This is a genomic window from Micromonospora sp. WMMD729, assembly GCF_049315225.1.
GTDB lineage: Bacteria > Actinomycetota > Actinomycetes > Mycobacteriales > Micromonosporaceae > Micromonospora.
Genome location: NZ_CP186059.1, coordinates 3,338,221 through 3,356,051, shown reverse-complemented (window position 1 = coordinate 3,356,051; position 17,831 = coordinate 3,338,221). Strand labels below are relative to the sequence as shown.

Genomic DNA, 17,831 nt, shown 5'->3' with positions numbered 1-17,831 from the left:
CTATCGACAGGCGATGTCATGACATCTCGTGCTACATCCGTACGCCCGCGTCCCCGGCGGCGGACCGTTCGGCACCTCCTCACCGGAGTCGCGGTGGCCCTGGTGGCGGCCCTGACCCCGGCGGTGGCCACGGCACCCGCGCAGGCCGCCCCCACCCTGCTCTCGCAGGGTCGCCCGGCCACGGCCTCGTCGACCGAGAACGCCGGCACCCCCGCCTCGGCCGCGGTCGACGGCAACACCGGCACCCGCTGGGCCAGCGCCTTCAGCGATCCGCAGTGGCTCCAGGTCGACCTCGGCGCGCGGGCCACCATCAGCCAGGTCAACCTGCTCTGGGAGGGCGCCTACGGCCGCGCCTTCCAGATCCAGACCTCCGACGACGCCGCCACCTGGACGACGATCTACTCGACCACCACCGGCGCGGGCGGCACGCAGAACCTCACCGTCACCGGCGCCGGCCGGTACGTGCGGATGTACGGCACCGCCCGGGGCACCGCCTACGGCTACTCGCTCTGGGAGTTCCAGGTCTACGGCGAGACCGGCGGCGACACGTCCACCTGCGGCAGCGCCAACGTGGCGCAGGGCAGCCCGGTGACCGCCTCGTCGACCGAGAACGCCGGCACCCCCGCGTCCGCCGCCGTCGACGGCAACACCGGCACCCGCTGGGCCAGCGCCGCCAGCGACCCGCAGTGGCTGCGCGTCGACCTGGGCAGCAGCCGTACGATCTGCCGCGTCACGTTGACCTGGGAGGCCGCGTACGCCCGGGCCTTTGCGCTCCAGACCTCGGCCGACGGTTCCACCTGGACCACCATCTACTCCACCACCACGGCCACCGGTGGCACGCAGAGCCTCACCGTCACCGGCACCGGACGCTACCTGCGGGTGTACGGCACCGCGCGGGGCACCGCCTACGGCTACTCGCTCTGGGAGGTGGCGGTCAACACCACCGGCGGCGGCACCAGCGAGCCTCCGGTCGGCACGACCGACCCGTACAACCCCAACCTCGGCGCGAACACGTACGTCTTCGACCCGAGCACCCCGACGTCGACCATCCAGAGTCGACTGAACACCATCTTCACCCAGCAGGAGACCAACCAGTTCGGCGCGCAGCGCTACGCCGTGCTGTTCAAGCCGGGCACCTACACCGCCGACGTCAACCTGGGCTTCTTCACCCAGGTCGCCGGCCTCGGCATGAGCCCCGACGACGTCAACCTCAACGGCCACGTCCGGGCCGAGGCGACCTGGTTCGGCGGCAACGCCACGCAGAACTTCTGGCGGGCCGCGGAGAACCTCTCGGTGACGCTGCCCTCCGGCGTCAGTGTGGAGCGCTGGGCGGTGTCGCAGGCCGCGCCGTACCGGCGGATGCACCTGCGCGGCGCGCAGAACCAGATCCAGCTCTGGAACGGCGGCGACGGCTGGTCCAGCGGCGGTCTGCTGGCCGACACCCGCATCGACGGCCTGGTCGTCTCCGGCTCCCAGCAGCAGTGGTACTCACGCAACAGCGAGTTCGGCAACGGCTGGACCGGCTCGGTGTGGAACATGGTCTTCCAGGGCGTCAACGGCGCCCCGCCGCCGAGCTTCCCCAACCCGTCGCACACGGTCATCGCGCAGACCCCGCAGGTCCGCGAGAAGCCGTTCCTGTACGTGACGAGCGGCGGCGAGTACCGGGTCTTCGTACCCGCCCTGCGCACCAACTCCACCGGCACGAGCTGGTACAACAAGACCCCGGCCGGCTCGTCGATCTCGCTGTCGCAGTTCTTCGTGGTCCAGCCCGGCACCAGCGCCGCCACGATCAACGCCGCCCTCGCCCAGGGCAGGCACCTGCTCTTCACCCCGGGCGTGCACCACGTCACCGAGCCGATCCAGGTCAACCGCGCCGACACGGTGATCCTCGGCCTCGGGTTGGCCACCATCCAGGCCGACAACGGCAGCGTCGGCATGCGGGTCGCCGACGTGGACGGCGTCAAGGTCGCCGGCATCATGTTCGAGGCCGGCACCACCAACTCGCCGGTGCTGATGGAGGTCGGGCCGTCCGGCTCGTCCGCGAGCCACGCCGCGAACCCGACCTCGCTGCACGACGTGTTCTTCCGCATCGGCGGCCCGCACGTCGGCAAGGCCACCAACACGCTGACCGTCAACAGCGACAACGTCATCGGCGACCACATGTGGCTGTGGCGGGCCGACCACGCCGCACAGGGCGTGCCCACCGGGTGGACGCTGAACACCGCCGACACCGGGCTCACCGTCAACGGCGACGACGTCACCATGTACGGCCTCTTCGTCGAGCACTACCAGAAGTACCAGACCATCTGGAACGGCAACGGTGGGCGGACGTACTTCTACCAGAACGAACTGCCGTACGACCCGCCGAACCAGGCGGCCTGGATGAACGGGTCGACCCGGGGCTACGCCGCGTACAAGGTGGCCGACTCGGTGACCAGCCACCAGGCGTTCGGCCTCGGTAGCTACAGCTACTTCAACGTCAACCCCGCGGTGGTCGAGGAGCACAGCTTCGAGGTGCCGGTCAACCCGAACGTGCGCTTCACCAACATGGTCACCGTCTCGCTCGGTGGCGTCGGCACCATCAACCGGGTGATCAACAACGCCGGTGGCACCGCGAACGCGGCCAACCAGACGGTGTACCTGACGAACTACCCCTGACCGGGGCGTCCGCGCCGATCCGGTTGACTCATCGGACCGGGCCGGCGCGGATCGTACCCAGGGCCGAGGCCGGCCCGGTCCCGCCGAAGACCGGGCCGGCCACGGTCGTACCCTCAGGACGCCAGCACCTCGGCCGCCGCGCGTTCACCGGCGCGCACCGCGCCCTCCAGGTAGCCGGGCCAGCGGGTCGCCGTCTCGGTGCCCGCCCAGTGCACCCGACCGACCGGCGTGCGCAGCGACGGCCCGTACCCGTGCCAGGCGCCGGGCGTGAGCACCCCGCCGAAACAACCCCGCGTCCACTCGTCGGCCGACCAGTCGTACTCCACCACCGCGATCGGATCGGCCGCCCGTGGTCCGACCACGGCAGCGAACGCGTCCAGCACGCACCGGCGTCGCCCGTCGGGCGACAGCTCCCGCAGCGCGGCGGCGTCCGCGCCGTAGCTGAAACCGGTCAGCACGCCGCGCGGCGAGGTCGGCGTCGAGTTGTCCACGGTTTCGGTGAGCGGGCCGGTGTTGCTGGTGGAGACGCCCGAGCGCCCGTCGGCCCGCCAGAACGGCTCGGGGTAGACGGCGTGCACCTTCCACGCCGAGCCCATCGGCATCCGCTGCGTCAGGCCGTCGCGCAGCGGCGGCAGCGGTGGGTCGTACCGGATCCGACCGGCCAGCGTCGGCGCGAGCGCGACCACCACCGCGTCGCCCTCGACACGCCCGGTGTCGGTGCACACCGTCACGCCGTGGGCGTCCTGCGCGATGGTGTGTACGGCGGTGCCCAGCCGCAGCGTCCCCGCCGGCAGCCGCGCCGCCATCCGCTCGGCCAGCGCCGGCGGACCGCCCACGATCCGGTCCTGCTGCGCGCCCCCGGCCATGCCCAGCAGCGGCCCGGTACCGCCCGCGCCGCGCAGGTAGAAGAGCAGATGCAGCAGGGACACCTCGTCCGCGCCGGTGGCCAGCAGCCCACCGGCGAGCAGCCGCCCCAGGTAGCCGGCGGTGTCGGTGTCGCCGGCCATGGCGCGCAGCCAGCAGCCGACGGTCGTCGCGTCCCACCGCGCCGCCTCCGGCGCCTCCCACGGCGTGGCCGGGTCCACGGTCGCGGCGTACTCGTCGAGCAGGCCGAGCACCCGCGCGACCCGCGCCGGCGGGTCGGGCCGCGGTGTGCCGCCCCAGAGCAGGGTGGACGCGCCGACCGCCGCCGAGGCGAAGGTGACCAGCCCGTGCTCGGCGACCAGCGCGTACATCCGGTCCTGGGTCGGGCCGATCCACTGGGCGCCCAGGTCGAGCTGGGTGCCGTCGGGCAGCCACCGGGTCAGCGTCCGTCCGCCGACGCGGTCCCGGGCCTCCAGCACCCGCACCCGCGCGCCGGCCCGGCACAGCGCTGTCGCGGCGGCGAGACCGGACATGCCGGCGCCGACCACGACCACCCGGACGCCCTCGGACACCGCAGGGTCTACCCCGAACCGTCGGGCATATGACTCTTCGCGTGCCCGCGCTGATGATCGCGGCCAGGATGAGCTGGCATCGACGGTCCTATACTGTGCCTACCGGTCGTGGAACCCGTGAGCGGAGGCGGGCGTGCCACTCTTTTTCCTGAGTTACGCCCAAGAGGACAACCGCAACAGCCAGATCCAGGAGTTCTTCGTCGATCTCAGCGAGGCGGTGGCCGGACTGGCCGCCCTGCACTGGACCGAGGCGGGGTTCATCGACGGGCACATCCCGCTCGGCAGCACCTGGCCGGACACGCTCTCCGACGCGTTGTCCACCAGCGCCTGCCTCGTCGCGCTCACCTCGCCGCGGTACGTCGTCAGCGACTACTGCGGGCGGGAGTTCCAGGTCTTCGTCGACCGGATCGAGGAGCACGAGCGGCAGTTCCGCATCCGACCGCCCGCGATCGTGCCGGTGCAGTGGCTCCCGTGTGACCGGCTGCCCAAGGCGGTCGCCGGTTTCCAGTACCGCAACTTCCACACCGGCACCGCCTACGCCCAGGACGGCCTGCTCACCCTCAAGCAGCGCAAGCGGCACGAGGACGACTACAGGGACTTCGTCGACGCCCTCGCCCGGCACATCGTGCAGACCGCCCGCGACCACGCCCTGCACCGTCCGGCGCAGCGCCCGGTGCTGTCCAAGGTGACAAGTGCCTTCGGAGGGCCGTCGCGGCCGCAGGCGCGCCACGGCCAGAGCGTGTCGCCGGCGGTGCAGCGCGCCACCAGTGCCCGACACGTGCACATCGTGCTGGTCGCCGGCAGCTCCGCCGAACTGGCCGGCAGCCGGCCCGGTGCCGAGGACCGCTACGGCGCGGTCTCGCGGGACTGGCGGCCGTACCGGCCCGAGCTGGAGGTGCCGATCGGCAGCTGGGCCGGGGCCATCGCCACCACCAAGAGCTACGGCTGGACCGTCGAGGACGCCGGAGAGCTGGCGGCGATCCGGGAGTGGGCACGGGCGCACAACCAGATCGTCGTGCTGGTGGTCGACGTCTGGTCCGCCGACCTGCCGCGCTACGAGGTCAGTCTGATCACCTACGACCGCGACGTGGACTCGCCACGGTCGCCGGTACTGGTGCCGTGGACGGCCGCCGACGACGCGGCCACCGGCGGCAACCGCAAGATGTGGGACACCCTGGCCCGGGTGCTTCCGCATCACGTGGTGCACAACAACCGCGACGTGTGGCGCACCGAGATCGCGACCTCCGCGCGCTTCCAGGAGGAACTGGAGGACGTGCTGGTGGTCGAGCAGGGCCGGATCTACCGCACGGGCACGGTCTACCAGGAGCCGACCTCCGACGGCTCCGGTCCTCGCCCGATCCTCGAAGGTCCCTAGGGGAGGCACGCCATGGCGGTGAACGAGACGGCACGCGGCCAGATCGTGACCTTCTACTCGTACAAGGGCGGCACCGGCCGCACGATGGCGCTGGCCAATGTGGCCTGGATCCTGGCCAGCCAGGGCCTACAGGTGCTGGTCGTCGACTGGGACCTGGAGTCTCCGGGCCTGCACCGCTACTTCCACCCGTTCCTGCGGGACAAGGAACTGCGGGCCACCCCCGGCGTCATCGAGATGATCTGGGATTACTCGATCGCCACGATGCAGCGCAACCGGGACGAGGACTCCCAGGAACTCCTCACCGGCCACGCCAAGATCCAACGCCGGGCGGTCTCGCTGAACTGGGACTTCAGCCACGGCGGGGTGATCGACTTCGTGGCCGCCGGGCAGCAGGACTCCGCGTACTCCCGGCTCGTGAGCACCTTCGACTGGGCCAACTTCTACGAGCGCCAGGGCGGCGCGTCGTTCATCGACGCGGTCCGGGCGCAGATGCGCGCCGAGTACGACGTGGTGCTGATCGACAGCCGTACCGGCCTCAGCGACGTGGCCGGCATCTGCACCGTCCAACTGCCCGACCTGGTGGTCAACTGCTTCACCATGTCCACCCAGAGCATCCGGGGCGCGGCGGCGGTGGCCCGCTCGATCCGCAGCCAACGTCCGGACGACCCGCCGCTGCTGCTGCCGGTGCCGATGCGCGTGGAGGACGCCGAGCTGCGCAAACTGGAGACCGGCCGGGACCTGGTACGCGCCGAGTTCGCCCCGTTCCTGGACCACCTCTCCGACGCGGCGGCCGCCCGCTACTGGAACACCATCGAGGTGCCGTACCGCACGTTCTACGCCTACGAGGAGATCCTCGCCGCCTTCGGTGACCGGCCCGAGCAGGTCGGCACCCTGCTGACCGCGTACGAGCAGCTCGCCTCGGTGATCACCGACGAGCGGGTCACCCAGCTGCACCCGATCGGCGAGACGGACCGTCGCCGCTTGCTGGCCGAGTTCGAACGAAGCCGGCTCAGCGCCGAGCAGGCCGTCCTGCTCAGCTACGCCTCCGCCGACCGGCTCTGGGCCGAGTGGATCACCGATCAGTTGGAGGACGCCGGGCTTCGGGTGGACCGCCGCGCGCTGGACGTGCCGGTGGCCGCCGCCGGGCGGGCCGAGTTCGACCGGGCCGTCAGCGGCGCGAGCCGGGTGTTGACCGTGCTCACCCGGCACTACGCCAGCACCCCCCTCGGTGCCGAGGTGTGGAAGAACGCCACCGGTCGGGACCAGCTCGGCGGCGCGGGCGTGCTGGTTCCGCTGCGGGTCGACGAATCCCGGCTCACCATGCCGTACAGCGACCACAGCCCGGTGGACCTCACCGACGTCGACCCGTCCACCGCCCGGAGCCGGCTGCTGGAGGCCGCCGGAGCGACGGTCCTGGCCGGCGGCCGTGCGGTCGGCCGGTTCCCCGGCCCGTTCCCGACGATCTCCAACGTCCGTCAGCACGGCACCCCGTTCGTCGGACGGGCCGCCCAACTCGAAGCGCTGCGCGACCGGCTCACCACCGCGCCGGACTCGGCCATCCAGGTCGTGCACGGCCTCGGTGGCGTCGGCAAGACCCAGCTCGCCGCCGAGTACGCGCTGCGCTTCGGCCGCGACTACGACCTGGTCTGGTGGATCCCGGCGGACAGCGAGGACCGCATCCGCGGTGGCCTCGCCGACCTCGGGCAGGCGATGGGGCTGGGCACCGGCGGTGGCGCCGAGGCGGCCCGCCGGGTGCTCGACACGCTGCGCCGCGCCGGGCCCGACGAGCGCTGGCTGATCATCCTGGACAACGCCGACAAGCCCACCCACGCCACTCGCGCGCTGCTGCCGCAGGGGCCCGGCCACGTGCTGCTCACGACCCGCGACCAGAGCTGGAGCGAGTACGCCACCGCGACCGAGCTGACCGTCTTCGACCGCGCCGAGAGCGTCCAACTGCTGCGGGACCGGGTCCGCGGGCTCACCGAGACCGAGGCCGCCCAGGTGGCCGAGAAACTCGGCGACCTGCCGCTCGCGGTCGAGCAGGGCGCGGCGTACCTGCGGGCCAGCGCCATGCAGGTGGAGAAGTACCTGAATTCGCTGGACACCCCCGGTCTGCTGCGCATCCTCGACGGCCGGCAGTCCGCCGGCTACTCCAAGGCGCTCGCCGCCACCTGGCTGTTCACCCTCGGCCAGTTGCGCGAGGAGAAGCCGGCCGCGGCCCGGCTGCTGGAGCTGTGTTCGTTCTACGCGCCGGAGCCGATCCCGGTCGCCATGCTCACCGGTGACCGCTTCGCCAGCTTCATGGCGCCGATCGACCCGACGCTCACCGACCCGATCCTGCAGGGCCTGGTCACCGCCGAGCTGGGCCGCTACGGCCTGGCCCAGGTCGACGCCGAGAACAACACGGTACGGATCCACCGGCTGGTCCAGTTGGTTATCCAGGACCAGCTCAGCGATCCCGACGAGGCCCGCCGGGAAGCCCAACTGCTGCTCGCCGCCGCCAATCCCCGCGACCCCGACAAGCCGGTCAACTGGCCCGAGTACGCCGAGCTGTGGCCGCACGTACGCCCCAGCGGCCTGCATCTGTCCACCTTGGATGAGGCGCGGCAGCTCGTCGTGGACATCGTGCGCTACCTCTACCGGCGGGGCGACTACGACACCAGCCGTACCCTCGCCGAGGACGCGCTGACCGGGTGGCGCGACACCGACGAGGACGACCCCACCCGGCTGCGCATGCGCTTCCACCTGGCGAACGTGCTGCGCGCGCAGAGCCACTTCGACCGCGCGTACGAGATCGACCGGGACGTCTACGACCGGCAGCGGCGGATCTTCGGCGAGGAGCACCTCTACACCCTGATGACGGCCCGCAGCCTCGGTGCCGACCTGCGCGCCCAGGGCCTTTACCACGAGGCCGAGGCGCAGGACCGGCGCACGCTGGAGTTGAGCGTCCGCAGCTTCGGCGACGACAGCGGCCGTACGCTGACCGCCGAGAACAACCTCGCCGTGTCCCTGCGCCTGGTCGGTGACTTCCGTGGCGCGGCCGCGCTCGACCAGCACATCCACGAGCGGCGGCGGGACCGGTTCGGCGAGGAGGACCCGTCCACCCTGGCGTCGGCCAGCAACTACGGGCGCGGCCTGCGCGACACCGGCGAGCTGTGGCGGTCGCACAGCGTCCTGCAACGCACGTACACCAGCCAGCAGAAGGTGAACGGCCCGGACCATCCGGAGACCCTGCGCACGGCGAAGGAGTTGGCACTCACGCTGCGTCAGCTCGGTCGCTTCACCGACGCGCACCGGCTGATCGAGCGGACCGTGGTCCGCTACCAGCGCACGCTCGGCGCCGAGCACGCCGACACCCTCTCCGCCGAGATGGCCCTGGCCACCACCTGGTCGGCGGTGGGCGACAACCAGACCGCCCTGCGCTTGGCGCGCCGCCTGCGCGCCAGCTACGACGCGGTGCTCGGCGAGTCGCACGCCATCAGCCTGGCCTGCCTCAACAACCTCGGTGTGCTGCTGCGCAAGCAGGGCGACCACACGCAGGCCCGGGAGTTGTCCCAGCGGGTCCGCGACCAGTTGCTGACCAGCCTCGGCGAGCGGCATCCGCACACCCTGCTGGCCACCCTCAACCTCGCCAACGACCTGTTCGCCCTCGGCGACCCGGACAACGCGTTGCTGCTGGACACCACCGCGTACGTGGAGCTGACCCGAGCGTTGGGCGCCGAGCACCCGGACACCCTCTCGGCGTCGGTCAACCTCGCGTTGAGCCGCCAGGTGACCGAGAGCGAGGCGGACGCCGGTCGGGCGCTCTACGACGAGGCGTTCGGGCAGCTCGTGCAGCTCTTCGGCGGCGACAATCCCCGGGTGGTGCAGGCCCGCCAGCGGGAACGTTCCAACGCCTACATCGAGCCGGCGCTGCTCTGACCGCACCGCCCACCATCCCGCACCACCCAGCTTCACCCAGCCCCATCCCGCCCCACCCCGCCGCACCGCCGGCCCGGTGGCATAGCGGGCCCCACCTCGGCCACCTCCCGTGTGTCCTTTGCACTGCTTCACTCCACGCAACACTTCTGGGCCGCGAGTGTTGCGCCAGTTGAAGCAGAGCAAAGGACACAAGTGGGTACCTGGCGTCGCATCCGGCGGCGGCTGGGCCCCTGGCGCATTCGCGCACGGCTGGCCCTGGCGTCGCATCCAGGGGCGTCGGCGTCACGGTTCGCCAGCCGACCGGTCAGGCGGGCTGTGCCAGCCAGGCCGCGAGCGTGAGCGGGTCGGCGTCGGGGAGCACGTGGCTCAGCGCTCGTACCAGTTCGGGTCGGCGGGTGAGCACCCGCGCCGCCGCCGCTTGTCCGGTGCGGTGGGCGGTCAGGGCGAGCCCCACCCAGGCGTCGACGTCGCCGGAGTCGGCGGTGAGACGCCGCCGGTACCCGGCCAACGCGTCCTCGGAGTTGCCCGCCGCGTACGCCTGGTCGCTCGGGCTCGACTGGTGCGGCCCCCCGCCGCCCAGGAGCCGGTGCCGGACGGCCGCCTCGGGGCCGCTGGCCACGGTGAGAGCGGGCCGGGCCGGCGCCGGGACGACCGTCGACGGTGAGCGGTCGAGAGTCGGCGGCGCCCCGTGCCGCCACGCGCGCGCCAGCCGGGCCACCCCGTCCGGGTCGGGCCGCAGGTTGGCCAGGCCCCAGCGCACCGCGCCGGCGTCCGCCACGTCCCGCACGGCGGCCTCGACCAGGCCGTCGACCGGCTCACGCCAGCCGTGCAACGTGCCCGCCATGCCGGCCACGAACGACCGGCCGGCGTCGGTCAGCTCGCTCGCCCCGGCGAGCTGCCGGACCGCGCGGATGGTCTGCTCCCGCCAGTACGCGTACTCGAACGCGGCCGCGGCGCCCTCGTGCCGGCGCTGCCGCCACACCTCGGCCACTCCCAGGTGGGCGTACGCGCCCTGGAGCAGCGCGCCGACCGGACGCGGGTCCAGCCGCCACGGCGCCCGGTAGCGTGCCGGCCCACCCGCGTCGTGCAGCGGGACGAGGTCGAGCAGCGCGCCGAGTTTGGTGTGCTGCACCTCGTGCACGAGCAGCAGCGCGAGGGTCTGCGGGTCGGCCGGCACGGAGAGCGCGATGGCCCCCAGCGCGTCCCTGCTGGTGGCGCTCACCGGATTGCCCGAGGGCGGCGGTCGCAACGGTACGAGCGAGCGCAGCAGACCGGCCAACGCGTCGACGTGCGCCGGCAGGTGGTCGCGCAGCCACTGCCCGGCCTCGGCGGCGAGACGGTCCAGCCGGGCGGCGCCCGCGTCGTCCAGCCGGGGCGCGGACGGCCGGTGGTAGCAGTCGCGCCACGGGTCCTGGTCGTCGACCAGCACCCCGGCCGGGTCGAACGGCACGGTCCGGCGGGCCGGCTGCCAGTCGATTCCGCCGTCGCCCGCGTCGCGCAGCCGACCGGCGCGGGTGTCGACGCGTACCCCGTGGTCGTCCGCGCCGTCGTCGATCCGCAGCTCGCCGGCCGCGCCGTGCAGCCGGACCGGGCCGTCGGCGGGCAGGCCGGACGCCGCGCCGACGGTGGGCAGCGGCAGCACCCCGTCGGCCGGGCGGGGCAGCGTCAGCGTGAAGGTCAGGCCGGCGCGGATGGCCGCCGCCGCGGCGAGCGTGGCCAGGTAACTGGGCCCGGCGGCGCCGTCGAGCGCGGCCCGGGCCCAACCGGTCACCGGTGGGTGGGCCAGCACCGCGCCGACCGTCGCCGGGTCGGCCTGCTCGGCCCGGGTGAGCAGGTCCAGACTCTGCCGTACCAGCGGCTCGTCATAGCAGGCGCGGGCCGCGGCGACGGTCAGCAGCCGGCGTCGTCCGAGCTGCCCGCCCCGCAACACCGCGATGGTGTCGGCGTCGCCCTGGCCGGCGGCCAGCCCGGCGAGCTGCCGGGCCGTCAGCGGGCCGGTCACCGGTGCGCCGCCGGCACGCTCTGCCGGCGCAGCGCCGCCACGTCGGCGCTCACCCGCTCCCGGACGTGCCGGATCAGCCGGAACAGGTCGGCGCAGTAGACCGACGGCTGGGCGAAACCGACGCCGTCGCGGAAGCGGTGCGCGTACAGGCCGCCGCCGCAGACGTCCACCACCGGGCAGGCGCGGCAGGCCGCCGCGAGCGCCGCCATCCCGGTGGGACGCCCGGCCAGCGACGGGTGCCGCAGCGCCTCGTCGAAACTGTGCCGGAACACGTCGTAGCCGGTCCGCATCGCCGCCGCGGTGGTGGTCTTGAGCGTGTCGGTGCCCTCGATGGTGCCGTCGGTCTCGATCGTCATCACGTCCGGGTCGGCCACACCGAGCGCCTGCGTGCCGCTGCGACCGCCCAACAGCAGCGCGATCAGCGACTCGAACAGCCGGATGCCGGTCCGCCGGGGTCGCTCGGCGTACCAGCGGTCGAAGACCGCGATCAGCCAGTCCGCGTACGGGGTGGCGGGGTCGTCGGGGTGCCGTCCGGGCGGGGGAGCGCTCCAGTTGCCGTGCGGCAGCAACAGGTCCAGCCGGGGCGGGTCGAACTCCCGCAGGCCCTCGTAGACGGCGATCGGGTTGTTGGCCAGGTCCACGGTGCAGAGCAGACCGGCGTAACGGGCGCGGTGCTCGGGCCGCGCCAGCAGGCGCAGCGCGGTGGCCACCTCGGCGTAGCTGCCACGCCCGTCGGCGTGCCGGCGGTGCCGGTCGTTGGCCGTCCGGTCACCGTCCACGCTGACGCCGACGTCGATGCGGTGCGTGTGGCACAGCTCGAGCGCCGCCTCGTCGAGCAGCAGCCCGTTGGTCTGCATCGACACGTCGAGGGTGGCGCCGGTGGGCAGCGCGGCGCGCAGCGTGCGGACCGTCCGGTCGAGCGCGGCGAGGCCGGCGAGCAGCGGCTCACCGCCGTGCAGCACCACCCGGACCCGGTCGGTGCCGTGCCGGGCCATGTGGGCGGCGAGCCGGTCGGCGACCCGGCTCACCGTGCCGGGGGCCATGATCCGGGGCCGGGAACGCCAGTCCTGGTCGGCGTGCCGGTAGACGTAGCAGTAGTCGCAGGCCAGGTTGCACCGCGAGTGGACCTTCAGCACCACCTGGCGGACGTGGGGCGCGGTCACGGCAGGGCGGTGTCGGGTGGCCGACGGCGGGGCGTCGGCCGGCACGGTCAGAAGCTCGACTCGAAGGCCGACACGTCGCCGGGCCGGCCCGGCTCACCCTCGGCGGTCAATGTGCCCAGTACGTGCGCCAGGACGCCGTCACCGGCACCGGCCAGCAGGTCCGCCAAAGGTACGTCGCCGAGCTGCACCAGAGCGGTGCCGACAGTGTGTCCGATGGGCGGCTGGTCGTGGTCAGCCACCGTGGACCGTCCTTCGGTCGAAGGCCGTCACCTGAGTCACCGCTGCGCTCACTCCGCCTTTCTACACCATCGCACCCGACCCGCGACGGCGCGACACCGTACCCCGTACGCGCTGGCCACCGTGCCGTTACCTGGCGTACCACCGCGACCGTCCGGCGGCCCGGCGTCGGCGGGCCGATGCGGGTCCGGCCGGCCTGTCGATGTGGGCGGTCGTCGTTCGTATGGAGGATGAGGGGTCGGCGTCGGACCGACCGCCACCGCGAGGAGGAACGATGACGCGCTACCTGCTCAGCATGCACCAGCCCGACGGCGGGACACCGGAACCGGAGTTCCTGGCCCGGGTGATGCGCGAGGTCGGCGAACTGCGGGACGAACTGGTCGCGAACGGCTCGTGGGTGTTCGGTCAGGGCCTGCACGGGCCGGAGACCGCCACCGTGCTGCGCCCCCACGACGGCGACGTCCTGGTCACCGACGGGCCGTTCGTGGAGGGCAAGGAGCACCTGGGCGGCGTCACCATCATCGACGTTCCGGACCTGGACGCCGCCCTGCGCTGGGGTCGCCGCTACGCGTTGGCCACCACCCTGCCGATCGAGGTGCGCCCCTTCCGGCCCGGCGTCGAAGGCTGACCGTGCCCGACGTGGCGGCGGTGTTCCGCGCCGAGTACGGCCGCGCCGTCGCCGTGCTGGTGCGCCTCCTCGGCGACATCGACCTCGCCGAGGAGGCCGTGCAGGACGCCTTCACGATCGCGCTGCGGCGGTGGCCGACCAGCGGCCCACCACCCAGCCCGGCCGGTTGGATCATCACCACCGCCCGCAACCAGGCCATCGACCGGCTGCGTCGGGAGGCGACCCGGGCCGACCGGCACGCCCAGGCGGCCCTGCTGTACGCCCCCGACCCACCCAGACAGGAGGGGCCCGTGCGCGACGACCAGCTACGTCTGATCTTCACCTGCTGCCATCCGGCACTCGCGCCGGCCACCCGGGTCGCGCTCACCCTGCGGCTGCTCGGTGGCCTGCGCACCGCCGAGATCGCCCGCGCGTTCCTGGTGCCGGAGGCGACGATGGCGCAGCGGCTGGTCCGGGCCAAGTCGAAGATCCGGGACGCGCGCATCCCGTACCGGGTGCCGAGCGACGCGGACCTGCCCGAGCGGCTGCACGCCGTCCTCGCGGTGCTGTACCTGATCTTCAACGAGGGGTACACGGCGAGCGGCGGCCCGCACCTGGTCCGCGCCGACCTGTGCGTGGAGGCGATCCGGCTGGCCCGGCTGCTCGTCGAGCTGATGCCGGACGAGCCGGAGGCGCTGGGCCTGCTCGCGCTGATGCTGCTCACCGAATCCCGCCGGGCGGCCCGCACCACCGCCGACGGCGCCCTGGTGCCGCTGCCCGAGCAGGACCGGGACCGGTGGGACGCCCGCCTGATCGCCGAGGGGCAGGCACTGGTCCGCCGCTGCCTGCGCCGCGACCGGCCGGGGCCGTACCAGATCCAGGCCGCGATCGCCGCCGTGCACAGTGCCGCGAGCAGCGCCGCCGACACCGACTGGGCGCAGATCCTCATCCTGTACGACCACCTGACGGTCGTCGCCCCGGGCCCGGTGGTGGCGCTGAACCGGGCCGTCGCGCTCGCCGAGGTGGCCGGCGCGGTGGTGGCGTTGGCCGAGGTGGACCGGGTCGACCTGCCCGGGTATCACGTGCGGCACGTTGTCCGCGCCGACCTGTTGGCCCGGCTCGGCCGCGAGGCGGAGGCCGTCGAGGCGTACCGGATGGCCGTGACGTTGACGGACAACGCGGCCGAACGGGCCTTCCTCACCGCCCGGGCGGCGGCGCTGGCCCCGGGCTGACCGTGCGTTTGCCGGTGGCCCGGTCGGGAAACCGAGCCGCCCGTCGGCCCGGTGTCCGCCCGTGGCCGCAGCAGCGGATGGAGGCGGCCATGGCGTACCGACCGGCGACCGTCGACGCCGTTACCGACCTCGGCACCCTCACCCTCGGCGTCGAGGAGGAGTTCCTGCTGCTCGATCCGGACAGCGGCGGCAACCTGCCGGTCGCCGACGAGGTGCGGGCCGCGCTGCGCGGCCCGGCCCGCGACCAGAGCCGCCAGGAGTTCCGGCACAGCATGGTCGAGATGGTCACCCCGGTCTGCGCCGACATCGGCGAGCTGCGGACCCAGCTGGCGGCGCTGCGGCGATCGGCCGTCGCGGCGGCCGCCGCGGCCGGTGCCCGGCTCGTCGCGGTCGGTGCGACGCCGCTGGCCGAACCGCACCGGACGGTGCCCGACGAGCCGCGCTACCACGCCATGTCCCGTCGATACGGGCCGGTGGCACACGATCCGGCGGTCTGCGGCTGTCACGTGCACGTCGGGCTGCCGGACCGGGAACTGGCCGTGCAGGTCTGCAACCACCTGCGGGTGTGGCTGCCCGTGGTGCAGGCCCTCACCACCAACTCGCCACTGCACGACGGGTACGACACGGGTCACGCCAGTTGGCGGTCGATGCAGTTGGAACGCTGGCCCAGCATCGGCCCCACCCCGTACTTCGACTCCGTCGCCGACTACGACCGTACGGTCGACGAGCTGATCGCCGCCGGCATCATGCTGGACGCCGCGATGGTCTACTGGTACGCCCGGCCGTCGTCGGCGTACCCGACGGTCGAGGTGCGCGTCGGCGACGTGTGCCCGACCGTGGACGACACGGTGCTGGTCGCCGCCCTGGTCCGCAGCCTGGTCGCGACGCTCGCCGACGACGTCCGCGCCGGTGTGCCCGCCCCGGGGTTGCGCGACTGTCTCGTCGCCGCCGCGCACTGGCGGGCGGCCCACGACGGCCTCGACGGCGAGCTGATCGACCTGCGGGCCGGTGGTGCCCGCCCGGCCTGGGACCTGGTCGACGACCTGATGGCGACGATCGCCCCGGCGCTGCTGCGCCACGGCGACCTCGGGTACGTGCTGGCCCAACTGGCCCGGCTGCGCCGCGACGGCACCGGCGCGACGCGGCAGCGCCGGGTACTCGACGAAACCGGTGACCTGCGAGCCGTCATCGACGACCTCGCCACCCAGACCGCCGCCGGCTGACCGGCCTGCCTCGTCCTCCTGCCGGCGGCGGTGGCTCGGTCTTCTGCCGGCGGCGTGGCTCGGTCTTCTGCCGGCGGCGTGGCTCGGTCTTCTGCCGGCGGCGGTGGCTCAACTGATGTCGTGGGTCTGTAGCCACAGCTCCAGCAGACCGAGCTGCCACAGCTTGTTGCTGCCGGCGGCGGCCTCGGCCCGGTCCGGCTCGGCGAGCAGCCGTGCGACGTACTCGGGTCGGAACAGGCCCCGCTCACGCGCCACAGGGGCCTGCAACGACTCGGCGACCAGTGCACGCACCGGACCGTCCACGTTGCGCAGCGCCGGCACCGGGAAGTACCCCTTGGGCCGGTCGATCACCTCGCTGGGCAGCACCTCCCGGGCCACCTCCTTGAGGACGCCCTTGCCGCCCTGGGCCACCTTGTGCTCCGGCGGGCAGTGCGCGGCGAGGGTGACCAGGTCCTGGTCGAGGAACGGGGTGCGCACCTCCAACCCCCAGGCCATGCTCATGCTGTCCACCCGCTTGACCGGGTCGTCGGGCAGCATCAGGTGGGTGTCCAGGCGCAGCACCGCGTCCAGCGCGGTCTGCGCCCCGGGCGCGCCGAGATGCCCGGCGAGCAGGTCCCGGCTGGCGTCGTGGTCCAGCGCGTACGCCGGGCCGACGATCGCGCGCAGTTCGTCGTGGTCGCGGTCGAAGAACGCCGCCGCGAACGTCTCGGCGGCGCCGTGCCGGGGCGCGTCGACAAGCGGCTGGTGGTAGCCGTAGCCGGCGAAGACCTCGTCCGCGCCCTGCCCGGACTGGGCCACCTTCACGTGCCGCGCCACCTGTTCGCAGAGCAGGTGGAAGGCGACGACGTCGTGACTGCCCATCGGCTCGGTCATGGCCTGCACGGCCCGCTGTACGGCCGGCGCCAGGTCGTCGTCGGCGAGCCGGATCCGCTGGTGGTCGGTGTCGTACGCGCGGGCCACCAGGTCGGAGTAGTGGAACTCGTCGCCGGACTCGTCGCCCCGACTGTCGAAGCCGATGCTGAACGTGCGCAGGTGCTCCTGGCCGGCCTCCGCCAGCAGCGCCACGATGAGGCTGGAGTCCAGCCCACCGGAGAGCAGCACACCGACCGGGACGTCGGCGACGAGCCGGCGGCGTACGGCCGTGCGCAGCGCATCCCCGACGGCGGCCCGCCAGTCGGCGGCGTCCATGCCGGCGTCGGCGGGCTCCCGGACGTAGTCGGGTTGCCAGTACACCTGCTCCCGGCTGCGCCCGTCGGCCTCGACGACCCGCAGGGTGGCCGGTGGCAGCTTGCGGACGCCGCGCAGCACGGTCCGCGGCGCGGGCACGATGGAGTGCCACGACAGGTAGTGGTGCAGCGCCACCGGGTCGATGCCGGTGTCGACGTCCCCGGCGCGCAGCAGGGCGGGTAGGGTGGACGCGAACCGGAGCCGTCCAGGTGTCTCGGCGAGGTAGAGCGGTTTGATGCCGAGCCGGTCCCGGGCCAGGACGAGCCGCCGTCGGACCCGGTCGACCAGGCCGATCGCGAACATGCCGACCAGGTGGTCGACGAAGCGTTCACCCCAGTGCGCGTACGCCACCAGGATCACCTCGGTGTCGCTCGTGGATCGGAAGGCGTAGCCGGCGTTCCGTAGCTCCTCGCGCAACTCCGGATAGTTGTAGACGCAGCCGTTGAAGACCAGCGCCAGGCCCAGATCGTCGCGCACCATCGGCTGGCCGCCGGCGTCGGACAAGTCGATGATGGTCAACCGGCGGTGCCCGAGGGTCACCCAGTCGTCGGAGAGCAGGCCCTCGGCGTCCGGTCCACGGGAGCGCATCGCCTCGGTCATCCGGGTGACCGCCGCCGCGTCGGGCGGCCGGCCGTCGAAACGCGCCTCTCCGCTGATCCCGCACATCAGGCGGGGCGGTGCTGGTTCAGGGCGGACATGGCCCCTCCTGTCAGGTCTCCCCGACTGGTGGTGGCGGGGCCCTCGGTGAAA

At 73.2% G+C, this 17,831-nt stretch carries 11 protein-coding genes; 6 read left to right on the top strand and 5 right to left on the bottom strand.

Translation table 11 applies throughout. The features are described 5' to 3' along the window. Positions 1–18 precede the first annotated feature (18 nt). A complete protein-coding gene (locus tag ACN263_RS15515; RefSeq protein ID WP_422740525.1) occupies positions 19–2,658 on the top strand; it encodes a discoidin domain-containing protein in 2,640 nt (879 codons plus the stop codon). Positions 2,659–2,771: 113 nt separating this feature from the next. Here ACN263_RS15515 and ACN263_RS15510 read toward each other — a convergent pair whose 3' ends face one another. Continuing rightward, entirely contained in the window at positions 2,772–4,094 is a 1,323-nt protein-coding gene (locus ACN263_RS15510) for a flavin monoamine oxidase family protein (RefSeq protein ID WP_422740524.1), read from the bottom strand. Between the two features lie 133 nt (positions 4,095–4,227). Here ACN263_RS15510 and ACN263_RS15505 point away from each other — a divergent pair, with 133 nt between their 5' ends. Together ACN263_RS15505 and fxsT are read left to right on the top strand one after the other, a co-directional pair. Then, on the top strand, positions 4,228–5,469 hold the full coding sequence (locus tag ACN263_RS15505) for a TIR-like protein FxsC (RefSeq protein ID WP_422740523.1): 1,242 nt from the start codon (positions 4,228–4,230) through the stop codon (positions 5,467–5,469). A 12-nt stretch (positions 5,470–5,481) separates the two neighbouring features. Then, positions 5,482–9,390, top strand: a complete 3,909-nt coding sequence (gene fxsT, locus ACN263_RS15500; protein ID WP_422740522.1) for an FxSxx-COOH system tetratricopeptide repeat protein — start codon at positions 5,482–5,484, stop codon at positions 9,388–9,390. 304 nt (positions 9,391–9,694) lie between these two features. On the opposite strand, the gene ACN263_RS15495 is transcribed toward fxsT, so the two are convergent. The 3 genes from ACN263_RS15495 to fxsA are packed head-to-tail and all read right to left on the bottom strand — an operon-like array spanning position 9,695 to position 12,794. Continuing rightward, positions 9,695–11,392 carry an aKG-HExxH-type peptide beta-hydroxylase gene (locus ACN263_RS15495; protein WP_422740521.1) on the bottom strand — a complete coding sequence of 566 codons (1,698 nt, stop codon included), beginning with the start codon at positions 11,390–11,392 and terminating at the stop codon, positions 9,695–9,697. Continuing rightward, a complete protein-coding gene (locus tag ACN263_RS15490) occupies positions 11,389–12,555 on the bottom strand; it encodes an FxsB family cyclophane-forming radical SAM/SPASM peptide maturase (protein ID WP_422740520.1) in 1,167 nt (388 codons plus the stop codon). Before ACN263_RS15490 ends, ACN263_RS15495 begins: the two co-directional genes overlap by 4 nt. A gap of 47 nt (positions 12,556–12,602) precedes the next feature. Then, entirely contained in the window at positions 12,603–12,794 is a 192-nt protein-coding gene (fxsA, locus tag ACN263_RS15485; protein WP_422740519.1) for an FxSxx-COOH cyclophane-containing RiPP peptide, read from the bottom strand. 272 nt (positions 12,795–13,066) lie between these two features. Here fxsA and ACN263_RS15480 point away from each other — a divergent pair, with 272 nt between their 5' ends. From ACN263_RS15480 to ACN263_RS15470, 3 genes are all read left to right on the top strand, one after another. After that, positions 13,067–13,420: a YciI family protein gene (locus ACN263_RS15480; RefSeq protein ID WP_422740518.1), complete on the top strand. Its 354-nt coding sequence runs from the start codon at positions 13,067–13,069 to the stop codon at positions 13,418–13,420. A gap of 2 nt (positions 13,421–13,422) precedes the next feature. Continuing rightward, a complete protein-coding gene (locus ACN263_RS15475; protein WP_422740517.1) occupies positions 13,423–14,631 on the top strand; it encodes an RNA polymerase sigma factor in 1,209 nt (402 codons plus the stop codon). An 89-nt stretch (positions 14,632–14,720) separates the two neighbouring features. Next, entirely contained in the window at positions 14,721–15,854 is a 1,134-nt protein-coding gene (locus tag ACN263_RS15470; RefSeq protein ID WP_422740516.1) for a carboxylate-amine ligase, read from the top strand. A 108-nt stretch (positions 15,855–15,962) separates the two neighbouring features. Here the strand turns inward: ACN263_RS15470 and ACN263_RS15465 are convergent, their stop codons facing one another. Further along, the gene (locus ACN263_RS15465) at positions 15,963–17,747 is read right to left on the bottom strand and encodes an N-acetylglutaminylglutamine amidotransferase (protein ID WP_422740515.1); all 1,785 of its coding nucleotides are present in this window, start codon (positions 17,745–17,747) and stop codon (positions 15,963–15,965) included. Between the last annotated feature and the right edge of the window lie 84 nt (positions 17,748–17,831).